Genomic DNA, 18,678 nt, shown 5'->3' on the forward strand with positions numbered 1-18,678 from the left:
GTTACATAGGCCTGGGCTTTTGTTGGTTAGACATTTCCGTTATCCATATTTTCCCTTCGCCTGTGATCCGGTAGTCCACATGTTTCAGGAACTTGATACTTTCCAGGATCTCCCTGATACTGTTGGCCTTGTACTTTCCTGTTATGGTCTTTTTTTTCAATGCCTCGCTGGCAAAGGTAATTTCCACATCGTACCATTTTTCCAGGATATCGGCCACTTCCCTCAGTGTATCATCTTCCATCACAATAACATTATTGGTCCAGGCATTGTATTTTTCGGCATCGGTTTCAGTAACGACAAGTTTTCCGGAGTTTCCGTTGTAACTTACTTTTTCATTCCTCGTCAGAAAAATCTTTTTACCCGAAGGACGGATATCGGCCACCTGTACTTTACCGGTGTTGACACTCACCCTGATATTTTCTTCGGAATACGCATTGATATTAAAAGAAGTCCCCAGCACTTTTGTTTCCAGGTTGCCGGTCCTTACTATAAACGGTTTGTCGGGATCTCTCGCCACTTTAAAAAAGGCCTCGCCATGAAGTATGATCTCACGGGTGCCTGAAAACCTTTCGGGAAAACGCATCGAACTCCCGGCATTCAGAAAAACGGTGGTACCGTCCTGCAATGCTATTTCCCGTCTTTCCCCTCTCATGGCGATTTCTTCGGTATATTTTATCTTCCCAAAACCCGAATAGTAGTATACGGCCACTCCTATAAGGAGGACCACGGAGGCGGCAATCCCGGCAATGCGATACCACAGCGGGGAGTAATCACCGGCCGGCCTGTTTCCGGAAGTGTTTATCCGCTTCCCTATTTTATGAAGCATGCGCAAGCGTCTTTTTTCCATTTCGCTCCATTCCCATTCCAGATTTCTCTCCTGAAGCTTATCAAAAAAGTTTTCTACGATCTTTGCTTCACCGGGGGTACAACGACCATTGGCATATTTCTCCGCAAGTTTTATAAATTCCTGTTTTTTCAAGATGTTCTCTTTAACTGCAAGTCACAAAAAAAGCAATCCACACGTAAAGGAAAAGTAAAAAAAAAGAGATGTTTAATGTTTTGTTAAAGCTGACAGGAGGTGGTTAACCTTTTTCTAACACTGTGTTTTCAATAATAAAACACAAAAGCTATTCCGGATATCGGAGGTAAGAGGTAAGACAGCAGGACGCAGGACTTAAGATAGCTTTACAATGAAACAGGGACAGGATAAAATTAATTGCAAGGCAGCCGAAAAAGTTCAGTACAGGAAGAACAGGACGGTTATAAAAAACAAGGAAGCCACATTCAGGTTAACTTTAAGGTATTTCAGGGCATTGCTGATGTGGGTCTCTACCGTACGTACCGAAATATCGAGCTTTTCGGCTATTTCCGTATTGGTAAGACTATCTACCCTGCTCAGGCGAAACACTTGTTTGCAACGATGCGGAAGCTGGTCTACCAGAACAAACACTTCCTTTTCCAGTTCCTGGTATTCCATCTGCCCGTTTACTGCGGGCATGGCGGGCAAACCGGAAAGGACGTCCGTATGTTGTACGGTAAATTTCAGGTCTCTTATAGAATTGGCAAGTTTATATTTTACGGCCCTGAAGAGGTATCCTTCCAAATTGCTGACAGACAGTTCCCCCGATCGTTCCCAAAGGCGAATAAAGATCTCCTGTACCATATCTTCACACAAGGCTTCATCTTCGTAGATCTTATAGGCATAAGCGAACAACCTGTTCCAATACCTGTTAAATATTTCTTCGAAGGCGACCCTGTTTCCGCTCCTGAGCTGTGCCAGTAATTCCGTGTCAGACAATGGGGGAGATTTTCTATTCATTTTTGTTAATAAACCGGATGAACAAATGAATTGAAATATTCAAAACACTCAAAAAAATGGGGTTTAATATTGTGTTAACTCCTCATTAATTTATTTTTAATTGTCATAAAAATAAAAAAATATCTGTTTATTCCCTTAAAAAACACCATTACAACAATAAAATTGTTGTTTTTTTGACATTATATAAATCCATCGCTACATTTCAGCAACGTAAAATAAGGGCAAAAAAAAGCGGAACATTATGGTTCCGCTGCTTATACCTGTCGTAATTCCATTCTTAATAATCCGGAAGTCTATTTTTTCCTGAAGTATATGTCCATGGGAACCCCGTGGAAACCAAAATTTTCCCTCAGTTTGTTTTCTACAAACCTGCGGTACGGGTCTTTGACATATTGCGGTAAATTGGCAAAAAAGGCAAATTGCGGCACAGGTGTGGGGAGTTGGGTACAAAATTTTATTTTGACATACTTTCCTTTGTTGGACGGGGGAGGTCTGTGTTCAATAATAGGGAGCATCACATCGTTCAGCTTTCGTGTAGGAATCCTTTTGCTCCTATTCTTATATACCTCTACCGCGGTTTCTATGGCCTTGAAGATTCTTTGCTTGGTGAGTACGGAAATAAAGATAATGGGTACATCGGTAAAAGGTTCTATATTTTCTCGTATCAGTTTTTCAAATTCCCTTGTGGTTTGGGTATCTTTTTCTACCAGGTCCCATTTGTTCACCAAGATCACTATTCCTTTCCTGTTCCGTTCGGCCAGCCAGAAGATGTTCTGGTCCTGTCCTTCAAATCCGCGAGTAGCATCGATCAGCAACAGGCAGACATCGGAGTGTTCAATGGCCCTGACAGAACGCATTACGGAATAGAATTCCAGGTCTTCTTTTACCCTGGCCTTACGTCTGATCCCGGCCGTATCCACCAGGTTAAATTCAAACCCGAAACGATCGTAGCGGGTATCGTTACTGTCTCTTGTGGTCCCGGCAATATCGGTCACAATATACCGGTCTTCTCCTATAAGGGCATTGATAAAAGAGGATTTCCCTGCATTGGGACGGCCTACAATGGCGAATCGCGGTAACTCTTCTTCTTCCTTTTCTTCCCGTTCGGGCAATATTTCCACCAGGGCATCCAGGAGTTCTCCCGTACCGCTTCCGTTACTGCTGGAAATGGTATAATACTCACCAAGGCCCAGCGCATAAAACTCTACCGCATCGGCTTCGCGTTTGGTATTATCCACTTTATTGACTGCCAGCAACACCGGTTTTTGCGTTTGCCGTAATAACTGGGCCACATCTTCATCCATCCCGGTAATGCCGGTTTCCACATCTACAACAAATATAATGGCATCGGCCTCACCAATGGCGAGCTCCACCTGTTTGTCTATTTCCTGTTCGAAGATATCGTCACTCCCCACTACATATCCCCCCGTATCAATTACGGAAAACTCTTTTCCGTTCCAGTCCGTACGGCCATAGTGCCTGTCTCTCGTTACCCCGCTTATAGCATCCACAATGGCCTCCCTGCGCTGTATCAACCTGTTGAAAAGCGTTGATTTCCCTACATTCGGCCTGCCTACTATAGCTACTATATTGCTCATGTGAAAAGTTTTAACGGGGCAAAGGTAACACTTCCTTTTTTATGAGTGTATCGAAACTTTCAGATAGCTTTAAAAAATTACTGATTTTACAGAAAAAAACAGTACTTTTAAACTGTTAAAAGACGACAAATGAAAACCCTTGGCGATAAAATTGCGCTGGCACCGCAATTTGCGGTAGAGCTTCCCAAAAACAAGAGCGCTGTCCTGTCTACCTTTTTACGCGCTAATAATCCGGACTACAAAGTTACCCTGGCAGACAATAGTATTTTTATTGCCATGCCGGAAAACGAAGAAGAATGGTGGTCACCACAACTCCACCTGGAAGTCAACAAAATAGACGAATCAAGAAGCATTCTTTTCGGATGGTACGAGCCAAAGTCAGTATTGTGGAGCACATTATCTGTTCTGCAACTGACTGCCGGATTAGCCTTTGTTGCCTGTGGCATCTGGGCTTACCTCAACTGGTCGGCCCAGGCGAATTATGTGCTCCCCCTGCTACTTGCCTTTTTAATGATACCCGCCTGGCTGATCTTGTATTACGTCCTTAAATCGGGAAAATCAAAGGGAAGGCCTTTTATTTACGGATTTTATGAGTTTGTGAACAACAGGGTGCTGTTGAATTAGTGCGTTTATTTCTATTTCCGGTTATACCCGAACCTGCGCAACTGCCTGTCACTGTTCCTCCAGTCTTTGTTGATCTTTACAAAAATCTCCAGGTGTACCTGTTTGCCGAAAAATGCCTCCAGGTCTTTACGCGCTTCCACTCCCACTTTTTTCAGGGCGATCCCTTTATGCCCGATGATGATCCCCTTCTGTGAATCCCTCTCCACCATAATTATCGAACGTATCCTGATGATATCTTCTTCTTCCAGGAACTCTTCGGTTTCCACTTCCACCGAATAAGGGATCTCCTTTTTATAGAACAGCAATATCTTTTCGCGAATGGCCTCATTCACAAAAAAGCGTTCGGGCTTGTCCGTTATCATATCCTTGGGATAAAACGGCGGGGATTCCGGAAGTAACTCCAGTATACGGTGAAAAACCTCCGGCACATTAAAGTTCCGCAATGCGGAAATAGGGTATATTTCGGCATTGGGCAGTTCTTCTTTCCAGAAGGCGACCTGGTTTTCCAGTTCTTCCTGTGAAGAGGTATCTATTTTATTCAACAGCAGTAACAGTGGTAATTCTGTCTTTCGAAGTTTTGCAAAGAAAGCTTCGTCCTTCAGTCCTTTTTCCCCGATTTCCACCATATACACCAGGATATCCGCATCCTCAAATGCAGATTTCACAAAATCCATCATGGATTCCTGTAACTTATACGCAGGTTTTATTACCCCGGGCGTATCTGAAAAGACCACCTGAAAGTCCTTGCCGTTAACGATACCGAAAATCCTGTGCCGTGTGGTCTGGGCCTTGGAGGTAATAATGGACAGCTTTTCCCCTACAAGGGCATTCATCAGGGTAGACTTCCCCACGTTGGGGTTTCCGATAATATTTACAAAACCTGCTTTGTGTACAGACATGAATAGTGTTTATGGTTACTGGCATGTACTACAGTACAGCCCAAAGTATTATTCTTTTTCGGAAATTATTTTCCACCGTTGGCCTGAAGGTCGGCAATGCATTGCGGATCGAGTTCCGGGATGGTCCCTCCCGTAATAACATCAGAGATATTTCCCCCTGTCTCTGCCTGGTAATACATTAAGCAATCCTGCACGTCGCAATGGTGCCCGTTGGCTTCGTCCTGGTGGTCTGAGGTCAGGTCGGTGCCCAGGTTAACCAGCCCGAGGAGATGTCCGAATTCATGTTGTATTACCGTACTTTCCATCACGGTCCGGCTGGGAGTATCGCTCCTGGCGGAAATTTCCCGGATGGTAGATTCATAGATCACAAAAGAAGTATTTAAATAGGCTGCACCCAATACCACTTTATTATCTTCATTTTCGGTCGACCCCTTATCCGCAAAAAAAGCGAAAACGGCTATCTGGTCGTCATTGTTGTATTTGGTACGGACTTCCTTTTCGAGTTCAAATACATCATCAACGCTGTATTCGGTATTCCCCGGGGGAGCTATCTGCGTCATTTCCACATCAATGGCACCTGGTTTGTGCATACGTTCGCTGATAAAGGATTTCAGGTTGTTTACCGAAGTAGCATTGGGCTCATATCCCTGTACATATACAATTTCGAGAATGATCCGGGAATATTTTTCGGCGGAAAGCAAATCTCTTGCCGAAGTACCGGTACCCTGACGGTTCAGGGTCTTATCAATATCAGGAATGGTCATTCCTCCATTATCATCATCACCTGAACAGCTTACGGAAACCGTTAAAGCGGCAACTGTGAACAGAAGGAACCACAGTATTTTTCTTGTTGTCATATTAACGCTGGTTTGTTAACCGGGTAAAGATGCGAAAGAATTGTTAAAAAAGCAATATAAAGAATACTGTGCCAGCTTAACACATAAAAATTTCATTAATTATTATAAATCATTGAGCCTCTACAGATACTGTTTTTTATAAAGAAAAGGGCTTATAGAATCTTTGATAAAACACTTTCCATCTTTTCCTAAATTTATCGTTCCCCGTACCATTTTTATTCAAAACTCATTTAAATACAATGTTAATATCATTTAAAAATTTCCGTTCTTTTTTCAGTACATAATAATATAATAACATATCCTTAACACTTCCTTCAGCTTTTCAGAATTGTCATTGGTCGAAAAAATTTCCTGATAATCATTTTTACAATAACATTTATATCGCTTTTTTACCATTGAACGACCTAATAGTAAGATATCACTGTTAAAAAAACTTAATTTCTAAAACTAACTTTAAATTATCATGTGTAAAAAACAATTCATTTATGTATTAACTGCTTTTCTGTTCTGCAGCCAGATACTCCTTGCACAGGAGAAAACGGTTACAGGTGTAGTTACCGATGCGGAAGATGGAATGCCGTTACCCGGGGTTAATGTAGTGGTTAAAGGGACAACTACAGGAGCCTCAACAGACTTTGATGGAAACTTTACGATAAATGTTTCCGAAGACGGAGTATTGGTTTTCTCTAATATGGGATATACTAAAAAAGAGATTTCGGTGGCCGGAAAATCTGTAATAAATGTTCCTTTGTCTCCGAATATAGAAGAACTGGAAGGTGTAGTGGTTACGGCACTTGGAATCGAAAGACAGGAAAGAGCCCTGGGATATGCCGTAAGCTCTATAAGCGCCGAAGAACTTACAGAAAGTGGAAACACCAATTTTGCCTCTGCATTATATGGTAAAGCAGCCGGTGTAAAAATAACCACGGCACCCGGTGGCGCCAGCAGTGCGGTTAACGTACAGATAAGAGGAGTCAACTCATTACATTACGACCAACAACCCCTATATGTTGTGGACGGTGTGATGATCCGTAACGACGGTCAGAATGGTGCAGGCGGTGCTAATAATAACAACTACTGGGACGATCAACGGATCCGCGGGAATGGTATCCTGGATATAGATCCCAACAATATAGAAAGCCTGAATGTGCTTAAAGGCGCAAGTGCAAGCGCACTTTACGGTTCTGATGCGTCCAGTGGAGTCATTGTCATCACTACCAAAAAAGGGGTAAAAAAAGAAGGTCTGGGCATTGAACTCAATTATAACGGTACCGTGGAAGAAGTGGCATTCCTTCCCAAATTTCAGAATGTTTACGGACCTGGGTACCCCAGGGATATCAACCTCCAAGTAGGAGCTAATGAAGAGGGCTGGATCGCAGACCCGAACTCTCCTACCGGTTTGCGTCCCAATTTCAGGGCTTATGCAAACTTCGGGCCCAAAATGGAAGGCCAGGAAGTGATGTGGTGGGATGGCAACATCCGTTCTTATTCTCCCAGGCCCAACAACTACAAAAATGCCTACAGAACGGGATATAGTTCCAATGTAAATCTCGCAGTGTCGGACAGAACTGACAAGCTCAACTACAGGGTTACTTACAGCCGCCTGGACTATCAGGGTACCCAGGAAGGCAACAAGCTGGAAAAAAACACCTTTGCCCTGAACAGCACCCTGAAACTAAATGACAAAATAAGTGTGGACGTAGTAGCTAACTACATTAATACCATTACCGAAAACCGCCCTTATCAAATGGGACAGGTGCTGGGCTCCTTCGCGGGTTTTTTCAGCCGTACGGAAGACATGAGTTTAATGAAAAGAAAATTCCGGACCTCCAACGGGTATAAATACAATATTTCCACTGATCCCACACGTTCAGACGAACAATTCACCTACCCCATTCGCGCTACTAATCTCCTGAATTTTTTCTGGGAACAAATGCGGAACAAGTATGTAGAAACAGAAAATCGTTTGCTCTCCAGCACTACATTAAACTGGGAACTGGCAAAAGGCTTAAAGTTCAGGGGAAGGATCGGTACCGACTTCACCAGTCTCAGCTCAGAGAAAAAACAGCACAACGAATATCCGGTTCAGTTTAATTCGCCTGGTCAGAGTACAGGGGCCTTTACAGCAACTTCAGGTAATTATTCCATACTCTATGGCGATCTATTGCTCACCTATCTCAATAAAATAGGAGATGATTTTGAGTTCTCCCTGGCCGGAGGATTCCAGTCCAGATCAGAAAAATATAAAGACCAGAGTTCGGCTACTTCAAAAGGGCTGGTCACCGAAAACTGGTTCAGCCTGAACAACTCTTATGACATACTCTCTACCACTTACAAGAGACAGGAAATGTTAAAATACGCTTATCTCGGTATTTTAAACCTGAGCTATAAGGATATTCTCTTCCTCGAAGGTACAGCACGACAGGAATACGCCTCTACCCTTCCTCCACAGAACAATTCATATTTTTACCCTTCGGTAAACGGAAGTTTTGTGTTTAACGATGTCCTGAATATTCCTGAATTTATGAGCTATGGTAAATTAAGGGCCTCTTACGGAGTAGTGGGTAATGCACCTCCCATGTATGTAGCCAATATATTATTTGACCAGACCTCATTACAAACCATAAATGGTTCCGTACCCTCACTTACCCTCGACGACTCGTATGGAAATGAAAACCTTAAGTCTGAAGAAAAACACGAAATGGAATTTGGACTGGAAGCCCAGTTCCTCAACAATCGTTTAGGTTTTGACATCAGCTATTACAACAACAAGGTAAAAGACCAGTTTCTCGGACTCGAGACAGCGGCTTCTGTGGGTGCAAAAAGTCAAATAGTAAATGTAGGGGAAATAGGTAGCCGCGGATTTGAACTGGCACTTAATGCAACTCCCGTTTCCGGTGATTTCCGCTGGAATACCCGTTTTAATTTTGCGGTAAACGAGTCTAAAGTAAATTCCCTGATGCCCGGGATAGACGAACTCACATTTTATACCGGAGATCAGGCCTCTGTTAAAATTACAGCAGCCGTAGGGGAAAAACTGGGGAACATTTATGTACTCCCCCGTGCAACAGACGAAGAAGGCAACTACCTTATCAATGACGACGGGCTCTATATCATTGACCAAAGCAGGTATGTAAAAGCAGGTAATATCATGCCCAAAGCCATAGGAGGATTTTCCAATACCCTTTCCTATAAAGATTTCTCCCTCGATTTTTCCATGGATTACAGGTTCGGAGGGCAAATGGTGTCTCCCAACACCAAATACATGATGGCCGCAGGTATGCTGGAAAACACCATGCAATACAGGGATGCCGAACATGGCGGCCTTACATATACTGAAAATGGCGTCACCTATAATGACGGAGTATTGCTGGAAGGTGTAAACGCCAATACAGGAGAACCAAACGATCAGATCATCGATGCTGCTTCTTACTATTTCAACACTTTTAATTGGGGAAATAACTCCTGGGCCGGAAAAGGTTCTGTTTATGATAACAGTTACATCAAGATGCGGGAAATAGTACTGGGGTATACACTCCCGGAAAAAGTAGCCGAAAAACTGCATGTGCAGAATTTAAGGGTATCCCTTATCGGAAGGAACCTGTTCTATGTATGGAGAACCCTGGAGAACATAGACCCCGAAGCGCCACTGGGCAACAGATGGTACTCTCAAGGGGTGGACGTAGGATCTACCGCTGCCTCACGTAGTTTTGGTATTTCCCTGAATGCAAAATTCTAAATTAAAAAACAAACGAACATCATGAAAAATAGATTCATTATATTAAGTTTGCTCGCATCACTTATCATCGGTATAAGCGGATGTTCAGACCAGCTTGAGGAGAAGTACCCCGACCCGGAAAAATCTTCCACTCCGAGTATTCCCGGTTTTTTTACCGCTATGTTAGATAACGGCCGGGTACGGCCCAAGTACTGGAATATGCGCACATTTGTACTTCTGCACCCCGCTACATATGCCCAGACCACTACTTTTGAAAACAGCAATGCTGTCTATCAACAAAATGACGGATATACCGAACAATACTGGGAAGATTTTTATGTGTCCGGTTCCAATGGCAGTGGGGTTATGAGTACTTACACAGCCATGCAGGTCGCTTACGAGAACCTGCCCGATGCCGATAAGGCTGGACAGGAAATATTTATGCAGGCAGGTAAAGTGACCCTGATAGACGAAGCCTCCAAAATGATAGACCTCTGGGGAGATATCCCCTTTAGCGAGGCCGCAAGCCTTATTACTTCAAGTACAATCAACTACGGGAAATTTGACGACCAGGAAGAATTGTATTACAGTTTTATCTCCGATCTTGAAGAAGCCGCAAATTACTTTGCTTCTGCAGGTACATCGTCTTCTTTCTCCAAATACGATATCTTGTTAAGTGGCGATACAGATCTATGGCAGCGATATGCCAATTCCCTGAAGCTCCGCCTTCTTATGCGTATATCCAATGTAGATGAAAGTACAGCCCAAACCGAGGTAATGAACATGTTGGGTAACAGCGGGAATTATCCCTTGGTGGATGGAAACAATGCCGGAGATTATGACCCGGCTTTTTCCGACATACTCCTGGAGCCTCAGACCACAAATACAGACCATCTCAACAGCGCCTTTACCGAAGGTACGCAATATTACGCATCGGATTATATGCTCAATACCGCCATGCTCCCGGCAAACGATCCCCGTGTCCCGGTAATATTCGACAAATTCGGAAGGACAACGGACAATGTGTTCGTTCCGAACGAGGAATACAAGGCCATGCCCATAACATATACTTCAAATCAGCAACAAGAAGAGTACCAGGATCACTCCATCATTGATTCCACGACGTTCCTGCAAAATCCGGATCTGCCCGGAATAGTTATTACTGCATCTGAAGTGAATTTCCTCAAGGCCGAAGCCTATGAACGATGGGGTGGCGGGGATCCGCAAGAGGCTTATGAGACCGCAGTAAAACAGTCTATATCGTTTTATTATTACCTGAATAATATTAACAGTTTATTAGCTCGTAAAGAAAGTAAACCGGGGAGTAGTGCCATAGAGACCTTCCTTACGGAAGAAAATATAGCCTATACCGGCTCCACCGAAGAGAAACTGGCCAAAATATGGGAGCAGAAATGGCTTCACTTCGGGGTCCTGCAATCCATTCAGGCATGGTCGGAATACAGGCGGACAGGGTTCCCTGAATTAACATTCCCCGAAGCTGGTTTGTCCGGGTTTAAATCCCCTCCTACAAGATTGGTTTACCCTACTAAGGAAAAGACACTTAACAGCGAAAATTACCAGGCTGTGCAAGATCAGGATGTCCGCGATGGAAAGATTTTTTGGGATGTTGATTAACCCAAGTATCAGTAATTAAACATCACCCTAACTACTAACTGCGAAAAGAGGTTGTTATTTGAATTTACAACCTCTTTTCTTATTAATTTTGAAAAAACTTCCCGTACAAACCGCAAACAATGAAAACATTCCGGTATGCCATATGGATAATACTGTGCATAAGCCACTTCCTGACTTTCGCCCAGAAAAGCAATACACCGCTTCCTGTTTATAAAGACAGTACCGCACTGGTCGATCAGCGGGTAGAAGACCTTCTGCAACGTATGACCACAGCAGAAAAGGTCGGCCAGTTGAGCACCCTGCTCGGATGGAAAATGTATACCAAAAAAGGAAACAAGGTAAGCCCGAGCGAAACCTTCAGAAAAGCCGTAAAAGAACAACATATCGGTATGCTCTGGGCTACACTCCGTGCCGATCCCTGGACCCGGAAGACACTCGAAACCGGACTGCATCCCCAACAAGCGGCAGAAGCTACCAACGCCCTTCAGAAATATAGTGTTGAAAATACCCGCCTCGGCATCCCTCTCCTACTCTCCGAAGAATGTCCCCACGGACACATGGCCATAGGCACAACCGTTTTCCCCACATCAATAGGACAAAGCAGCACCTGGAACCCGGAACTCATCGAAAAAATGGCCGGGGTTATCGCAAAAGAAGCCCGTTTACAGGGCGGTCATATAGGCTACGGCCCGGTACTCGACCTGGCCCGTGAACCCCGCTGGTCACGCGTAGAAGAAACTTACGGTGAAGATCCCGTTCTCAATAGTAAAATGGGAGAGGCCATGGTCAAAGGTTTCCAGGGACATGACCTGAAAAGTGGCCACAATGTTGCTTCTACCCTGAAACACTTTGCGGCATACGGTATCCCCGAAGGCGGCCACAACGGCAATGCCGTACACCTGGGCCCGAGGGAACTGCGCCAGAGTTATCTCCCCCCTTTCAAGGCTGCCGTAAAGGCAGGAGCACTTTCCGTAATGACTGCATACAGCTCTATAGACGGCATCCCGAGCACCGCCAATCACTGGCTCCTTAACGATCTGCTTCGTGATGAATGGAATTTTGAAGGTTTTGTCGTATCCGACCTGGGCAGCATAGAAGGACTCATGGGCGATCATCACATAGCAGCATCACCGCAGCAAGCCGCCTCCTCGGCCATCAATGCCGGAGTCGATGCCGACCTGGGCGGTAAGGGTTTCGGGAATTCCCTGCTGGAAGCGGTTAAATCCGGACAAGTTTCCGAAAGCACACTGAACACGGCAGTAAGCAGGGTGCTCCGCCTGAAATTTGAAATGGGGCTTTTTGAAAATCCGTACGTAAACCCGGCAAAAACAAAAAGGGAAGTACGCAATAAAACACATATCGCACTGGCCAGACAGGTAGCACGGGAATCTGTCACCCTGCTTAAAAATCAGGAGCAACTCCTTCCCCTCTCCAAAGGCCTGAAAAACATAGCTGTCATCGGTCCCAATGCCGATAACACCTACAACCAGCTTGGCGACTACACCGCTCCCCAGGCCGACGACAATATCGTAACCGTACTGGAAGGCATCCGGAATAAGGTTTCTAACGGAGCAAAAGTCACCTATGTAAAAGGTTGTGCCGTCCGCGATACTACGCAAACCGACATTCGCGGTGCCGTCCGGGCAGCAGAACAGGCTGAAGTAGCCGTTGTGGTACTGGGCGGTTCCAGCGCACGCGACTTCAAAACCAAATATATCGAGACAGGAGCGGCAACCGTAGACCCTGATGCAAAACCCAAAGTGGTCAGCGACATGGAAAGCGGGGAAGGTTATGACCGTTCTACTTTAGACCTGCTGGGAAAACAGATGGAATTACTCCGGGCCGTGGTAAATACCGGAACCCCTACGGTATTGGTGCTTATCAAGGGACGCCCGTTACTCCTTAACTGGCCCTCTGAAAATGTCCCTGCCATCCTCGATGCCTGGTATCCCGGACAGGAAGGGGGGAACGCCATAGCCGATGTGCTTTTTGGTGATTACAACCCCGCAGGAAGGTTGCCGGTCTCCGTCCCGAAATCCGTAGGCCAGTTGCCCGTTTACTACAATACCCTCTTCCCAGAAGAACACAATTACGTGGAAGAAGATGCAAAACCCCTTTACAGTTTTGGCCATGGGCTCAGCTATACCCGATTTGAGTACGACAAACTCCGGATAAAGGTCGAGGAAAGCGATAATGATCTTACGGTACGCGTAAGGTTCAATATAAAAAATACCGGAACATTTGACGGAGACGAAGTAGTTCAGCTATACCTCCGCGATGAAGTAAGTTCGGTAGTTACCCCGAAAAAGCAATTAAAGGCCTTCGAGAGGATATACCTGAAAGCCGGGGAAGAAAAAGAACTCGAATTTTACCTGAACCCGGAAGACCTTGCACTTTGGAACAGCAGGGGTGAATGGGTGGCCGAAGCCGGAAAATTCATCCTCATGATCGGTGCCTCTTCCGAAGACATCAGGCTGAACACAAATTTTGAAATATCCCGTAACATCAAGATACACAACCCATGAGAATTTCATATCTTTTCAACCGGAAAGCAATCGCAGCTTTTTCCATTAAGAGCAATAAAAACAATTATTCTATGATATCGTATAAAAATGTCCTCCTGGCAATGTGTACGAGCCTTATTTTTGGCTTTACCGGAAAAGCACAGGAAGACAACCTGCATCACCGGTCTGCCACTTACGAGCCGCCTAAAGACCCATTGGTCATAAAAAAACTGGAGAAGTGGCAGGACCAGAAATTCGGGATGATCATCCACTGGGGTATCTATGCCGTTCCCGGTATTATCGAATCCTGGTCCATTTGTTCCGAAGACTGGATAGAACGGGATAGTACCATAGCTTACAACGACTATAAAAAATGGTACTGGGGACAGAGCAAAAAGTTCAACCCTGTAAATTTCAACCCCGAGCAATGGGCCGATGCCGCCGATGCCGCCGGAATGAAATATCTCGTATTTACCACCAAACATCACGACGGTTTTAACATGTTCGACACCCAACAGACCGACTTCAAGATATCCAACGGTCCGTTTGCCGATAACCCGCGTGCTGACGTTGCCAAATACGTTTTCGAGGCCTTCCGCAAAAAAGGGTTTATGATCGGTGCTTATTTCTCCAAGCCCGACTGGCATTCCGAATATTACTGGTGGCCCAAATACGCCACGGCAACCCGGAACAACAATTACGACATCCGCAAAAACCCCTGGCGGTGGAACAAGTTCAAGGAATTCACCTATAACCAGATCTCCGAACTGATGCACAATTACGGCAGTATGGACATCCTGTGGCTGGACGGTGGCTGGGTTCGTCCCCGCGAGACCGTCAATGACGAGGTCCTTTCCTGGGGAGCACCCATCCCGGAGTGGAGCCAAGATATTGACATGCCCAAAATAGCCGCTATGGCACGAAAAGCTCAGCCCGGTATTCTCATGGTAGACCGTACCGTGCACGGCCCCTATGAAAATTACCAGACACCGGAACAGAGAATCCCGGAAAAAAAGATCGATAATCCCTGGGAAAGCTGCATGACGCTCGGAAATGCCTGGAGCTACGTCCCCGGCGATACCTTCAAGTCTACCGCAAAAGTAATCCATTCCCTTGCCGAAGTTGTGGCCAAGGGAGGCAGCCTCCTCCTCGGCGTGGGCCCCAAACCAGACGGGACCCTCTCTGAAAAAGTTGTATCCCGCCTGGAAGACATAGGAACCTGGATGTCTGAAAACGGTGAAGCCATATACAATACCCGTACTGTGGATCATTATAATGACGGCAACACCTATTTCACCCGGAACCCGGAAAAGAGAAAGACCTATGCCATTGTTTGTCTTCCGGAAAACAAAACAGCTCCCGCAACCGTGGAATGGGAAGGTAACCTTCCGAAAAAAGGCAGCAGGGTTAAGCTGTTACAAACCGGGAAAAATGTAAAATGGGAGAAAACAGGGAATGGAGTTAAGGTATTTTTACCTGCATCCTTACAGGAAAGCAAGGATATTCCCGCCCTGGCATTTTCTTTCAGAACCAAATAGCCGTTTCATTCAAAATCAACCTGCAAATGAAAAACCGTATCCAATTACTTTCGCTGGCCGTTTTTTTAACAACCCTCTGTGCCTGCGACACTCAAAAAAAGAAGGTTACTCCCCCTGCCCCTGTGGGCCCTGTCCCCTCCGAAGCCCAGGTGGCCTGGCAGGAAATGGAGCTCAACGCCTTTATCCACTTTACCACCAATACCTTTACCGGTAAGGAATGGGGGTACGGAGATGAAAGCCCTGCTATTTTCAATCCTTCGGAAACCGATGTAGACCAGTGGGTTACCACCCTGAAAGAGGCCGGGTTCAAAGGCGTTATCCTCACGGCCAAGCACCACGATGGTTTTTGCCTTTGGCCCAGCAAATACACCGAGCACTCCATAGAAAACAGCCCGTACAAGGATGGCAAGGGCGATATTGTCAGGGAAGTTTCCGAAGCCTGTAAACGCCATGGGCTCAAATTCGGGGTCTACCTCTCGCCGTGGGACCGCAACCGCGCCGATTACGGAAAAGCCTCTTACATCGAATATTACCGCAACCAACTGGAAGAGATATTCACCACCTACGGCCCTGTTTTTGAAATGTGGTTCGACGGAGCCAATGGCGGGGACGGTTATTACGGAGGTGCGAAGGAAACCCGGAATATTGACCGGAAAACCTATTACGACTGGCCCGCCACTCTCGACATGGTCCGTGAATTACAGCCCGAACCCCGGGTGATCTTTTTCAGCGATGCCGGGCCGGATATCCGCTGGGTAGGCAACGAAGAGGGCCTGGCCGGGGAAACCAACTGGAATACCATTTCCAACGACACCCTGTATGCCGGTAAGGCCGGGATAAGCGAGCTCCTGGCTACCGGTTCCGAAGACGGGAATGAATGGATCCCTGCCGAAGTGGATGTATCGATCCGCCCCGGATGGTTTTATCACAAGGAAGAAGACACGAAAGTAAAATCGGCTGAAGAGTTGTTCGACATTTACCTCACTTCCGTGGGGCGGGGTTCCAACCTGTTGCTGAACATTCCTCCGGACAAAAGGGGGCTGATCCACGAAAAGGATGTGGCCGCTCTGAAAGCCTGGCGAAAACTCATCGACGATACCTTCCGTACCAACCTGGCTGCCAAGGCCCCTGCAACGGCGTCAGCCTACCGGGGTAAATCGCCCGATTATGCCGCTACCAACGTTACTGACGAGGACAAGAACACCTACTGGACTACCGACGATGGAACGACTACGGCCTTCGTGGAAATAGACCTGGGAGAAGAGCAGCAGGTTTCCTATATTCTTTTACAGGAATATATCCCCCTGGGGCAACGGGTAAAATCCTTCACGGTTGAAGCCCGCCAGGGAGATAACTGGGAAAAGATAACCGAAGCCACTACCATAGGATATAAACGCATCCTTAAAACAGGGACGGTAAGTACAGACAGAATACGTGTAAACATCACCGGTGCCAAAGCATGCCCGTTGATCTCCAATATCGAAGTATACTAAATATCCTTCCCGGAAAAAATGACAAAGGGGTGTTATTTTCGCAATAACACCCCTTTTATATTTCTGGTAAAAAACTAATCTTCTATTTCCATGGCTTCAAAAACCGGTCTTCCGGTAGCTCCGCTCGGGAAAGCTATACCGAGCAATGCAGATATGGTAGGCGCAATATCGTTGATATGGGTTTCTTTCTCCGTGCTCTCCCCTTTCTTTATTCCCTTACCATAGAGCAAAAACGGGGCGTGAGTGTCATAATTCAGTCCCGAACCGTGCGTGGAACCTGTTTTGGAATATACGATAACCGACGGTGCCAGCACATACAGTACATCCCCGGAACGCTTCTGATTATACCCCCTTTGCAACAGGGCCGTAAGCCGTTCGGTAAACTCGACATTGACGAATGTAGAAGCCGTATAGGCCTTTTCCACATCCTTGTACTGCATGATCTCTTCTACGAGGTCTTCTTGTAGATGCCGGATATTCAGATCGTGTTCCTTAGCTACTTTATGGTCAATAAATATCTGGTTGTTGGAAATATTGGAGATCAATCCGTCCACACCATATTTTTCCTTAGCAAAGTTTTTTACATGAACTGTAAAGTCGAGGATATTAAAATATCCCCCGGGTATTTTGAGCGACTGCAAATAAGAAGGGACGTGCACCGCACCGTGGTCTGCCGTCAGGAATACGGTATACTCGCCTTTACCCACCTTTTTGTCCAGTTCGGAAAGCAAACGGGCCAGGTCTTTGTCCAATCGCAAATAAGTATCCTGGGCTTCTTTGGAGTTTACGCCAAACTTATGACCTACATAATCGGTACAGGAATAACTCAAAGTCAGAAAATCGGTAATGTCGTCCTTCCCCAGGTCCTCACCATCTATAGCGGCAAGGGCAAAATCAGTAGTGATATTGTTACCATAGGGGGTAGATTTCAGGAGATCGTATCCCCCGTTATATTTTTCCAGTTTTTTCAGTTCGTGGGGGAAAGTAGGTGTTTTTTCTCCCTTGAACTTTCCTTCATAGGGATTGTCATCCGGACCGCTTTCCACATAAGTATCTATATCATATAGTGTATTCCAGGTAGTCATATATTCTTTTGCCTTCCCCGAATTATTGAATTTCTCTACCCATTCAGGGAGCTTGTCCATATAGTAAGAGCTGGTTATCCATTTCCCTTCGTCCTTGCCGTGAAACCAGTAAGCAGCATTGGCGGCGTGTCCCGCCGGAAGAATAGCCCCCCTGTCCTTGATCGCAACACCTATCACTTTCCCCCGGAGTTGGGTAGCCAGCCGGAGTTGATCCGTTACTGTGGTGGTCTTCATCCGGTGTGGTGACATTTTTCCCGCATCAGAAGTTGTTCCTACGGATTGCTGAGAATCGTCCCCTGCACAATAAATCGTTTTGTCGTTTTCCTTATCATACCAGTTGTTCCCGATAATACCGTGCATCGAAGGGGTAGTACCCGTATAAACCGAAGTATGCCCAGGCCCGGTATAGGTGGGAATATAGTTAAAGTGATTGTTCTTACAGTTAAAACCTTCGTTGATCAGGCGTTTAAAACCGCCGTCGCCATACCGCTCCCAGAATCGGGTCAGGTAGTCATACCTCATCTGGTCCACAACAATACCGACCACGAGTTTGGGTTTTACATAGGGAGTGCCGTCAGATTGTGCCCGGGTTCCGAATGCCACACATATCATAAATAGTGCAGCCGTAAATTTTCTCATAACGTTTTGAATTTTTAGACCTGTAAATGTAAAAAGTTCTCCTTAAAAACACATTACATATAGCTTATTTAACGGTTCTCTTTATATAAATTTCGAACCAATCTAATAATGAGATAATATGTTTACAGGGGCAAATGTGATGATATATGGTCGATGGTACCGGTGGAGATCGAGATACCGATGGAGATTTTCCGGTTGTAACAAATGACTGTAGCTTCCCGGAAATTCCCATGAATCACTACAAATCACAAAAGAACCTGAACTCTGAA

12 protein-coding genes are annotated in these 18,678 nt (G+C 45.6%); 6 read left to right on the top strand and 6 right to left on the bottom strand.

Annotation, left to right across the window (positions count from 1 at the left end; genetic code table 11):
- Position 1: 1 nt before the first annotated feature.
- The 3 genes from LS482_RS06205 to der form a co-directional block, all read right to left on the bottom strand.
- A complete protein-coding gene (locus LS482_RS06205; RefSeq protein WP_233030885.1) occupies positions 2–979 on the bottom strand; it encodes a FecR family protein in 978 nt (325 codons plus the stop codon).
- A 258-nt stretch (positions 980–1,237) separates the two neighbouring features.
- On the bottom strand, positions 1,238–1,798 hold the full coding sequence (locus LS482_RS06210) for an RNA polymerase sigma factor (RefSeq protein WP_233030886.1): 561 nt from the start codon (positions 1,796–1,798) through the stop codon (positions 1,238–1,240).
- Positions 1,799–2,112: 314 nt separating this feature from the next.
- Positions 2,113–3,417 carry a ribosome biogenesis GTPase Der gene (gene der / locus LS482_RS06215; protein ID WP_233030887.1) on the bottom strand — a complete coding sequence of 435 codons (1,305 nt, stop codon included), beginning with the start codon at positions 3,415–3,417 and terminating at the stop codon, positions 2,113–2,115.
- Positions 3,418–3,546: 129 nt separating this feature from the next.
- Here der and LS482_RS06220 point away from each other — a divergent pair, with 129 nt between their 5' ends.
- Entirely contained in the window at positions 3,547–4,041 is a 495-nt protein-coding gene (locus tag LS482_RS06220) for a hypothetical protein (protein WP_233030888.1), read from the top strand.
- Between the two features lie 11 nt (positions 4,042–4,052).
- On the opposite strand, the gene era is transcribed toward LS482_RS06220, so the two are convergent.
- On the bottom strand, positions 4,053–4,940 hold the full coding sequence (gene era / locus LS482_RS06225; RefSeq protein WP_233030889.1) for a GTPase Era: 888 nt from the start codon (positions 4,938–4,940) through the stop codon (positions 4,053–4,055).
- A 65-nt stretch (positions 4,941–5,005) separates the two neighbouring features.
- The gene (locus LS482_RS06230; protein WP_233030890.1) at positions 5,006–5,797 is read right to left on the bottom strand and encodes a membrane metalloprotease; all 792 of its coding nucleotides are present in this window, start codon (positions 5,795–5,797) and stop codon (positions 5,006–5,008) included.
- 463 nt (positions 5,798–6,260) lie between these two features.
- On the opposite strand from LS482_RS06230, the gene LS482_RS06235 reads away from it, so the two are divergent.
- The 5 genes from LS482_RS06235 (at position 6,261) to LS482_RS06255 (ending at position 16,685) form a co-directional block, all read left to right on the top strand.
- Entirely contained in the window at positions 6,261–9,536 is a 3,276-nt protein-coding gene (locus LS482_RS06235; RefSeq protein WP_233030891.1) for a SusC/RagA family TonB-linked outer membrane protein, read from the top strand.
- 21 nt (positions 9,537–9,557) lie between these two features.
- Positions 9,558–11,150, top strand: coding sequence for a SusD/RagB family nutrient-binding outer membrane lipoprotein (locus LS482_RS06240; protein WP_233030892.1), 1,593 nt, complete (start codon positions 9,558–9,560; stop codon positions 11,148–11,150).
- Between the two features lie 119 nt (positions 11,151–11,269).
- Positions 11,270–13,675, top strand: a complete 2,406-nt coding sequence (locus tag LS482_RS06245; protein ID WP_233030893.1) for a glycoside hydrolase family 3 N-terminal domain-containing protein — start codon at positions 11,270–11,272, stop codon at positions 13,673–13,675.
- 71 nt (positions 13,676–13,746) lie between these two features.
- A complete protein-coding gene (locus LS482_RS06250) occupies positions 13,747–15,192 on the top strand; it encodes an alpha-L-fucosidase (RefSeq protein WP_233030894.1) in 1,446 nt (481 codons plus the stop codon).
- 26 nt (positions 15,193–15,218) lie between these two features.
- On the top strand, positions 15,219–16,685 hold the full coding sequence (locus LS482_RS06255) for an alpha-L-fucosidase (RefSeq protein WP_233030895.1): 1,467 nt from the start codon (positions 15,219–15,221) through the stop codon (positions 16,683–16,685).
- 74 nt (positions 16,686–16,759) lie between these two features.
- Here LS482_RS06255 and pafA read toward each other — a convergent pair whose 3' ends face one another.
- Positions 16,760–18,409, bottom strand: a complete 1,650-nt coding sequence (pafA, locus tag LS482_RS06260) for an alkaline phosphatase PafA (RefSeq protein ID WP_437441012.1) — start codon at positions 18,407–18,409, stop codon at positions 16,760–16,762.
- Positions 18,410–18,678: the final 269 nt, after the last annotated feature.

Source organism: Sinomicrobium kalidii (assembly GCF_021183825.1).
Classification (GTDB): Bacteria; Bacteroidota; Bacteroidia; order Flavobacteriales; family Flavobacteriaceae; genus Sinomicrobium; species Sinomicrobium kalidii.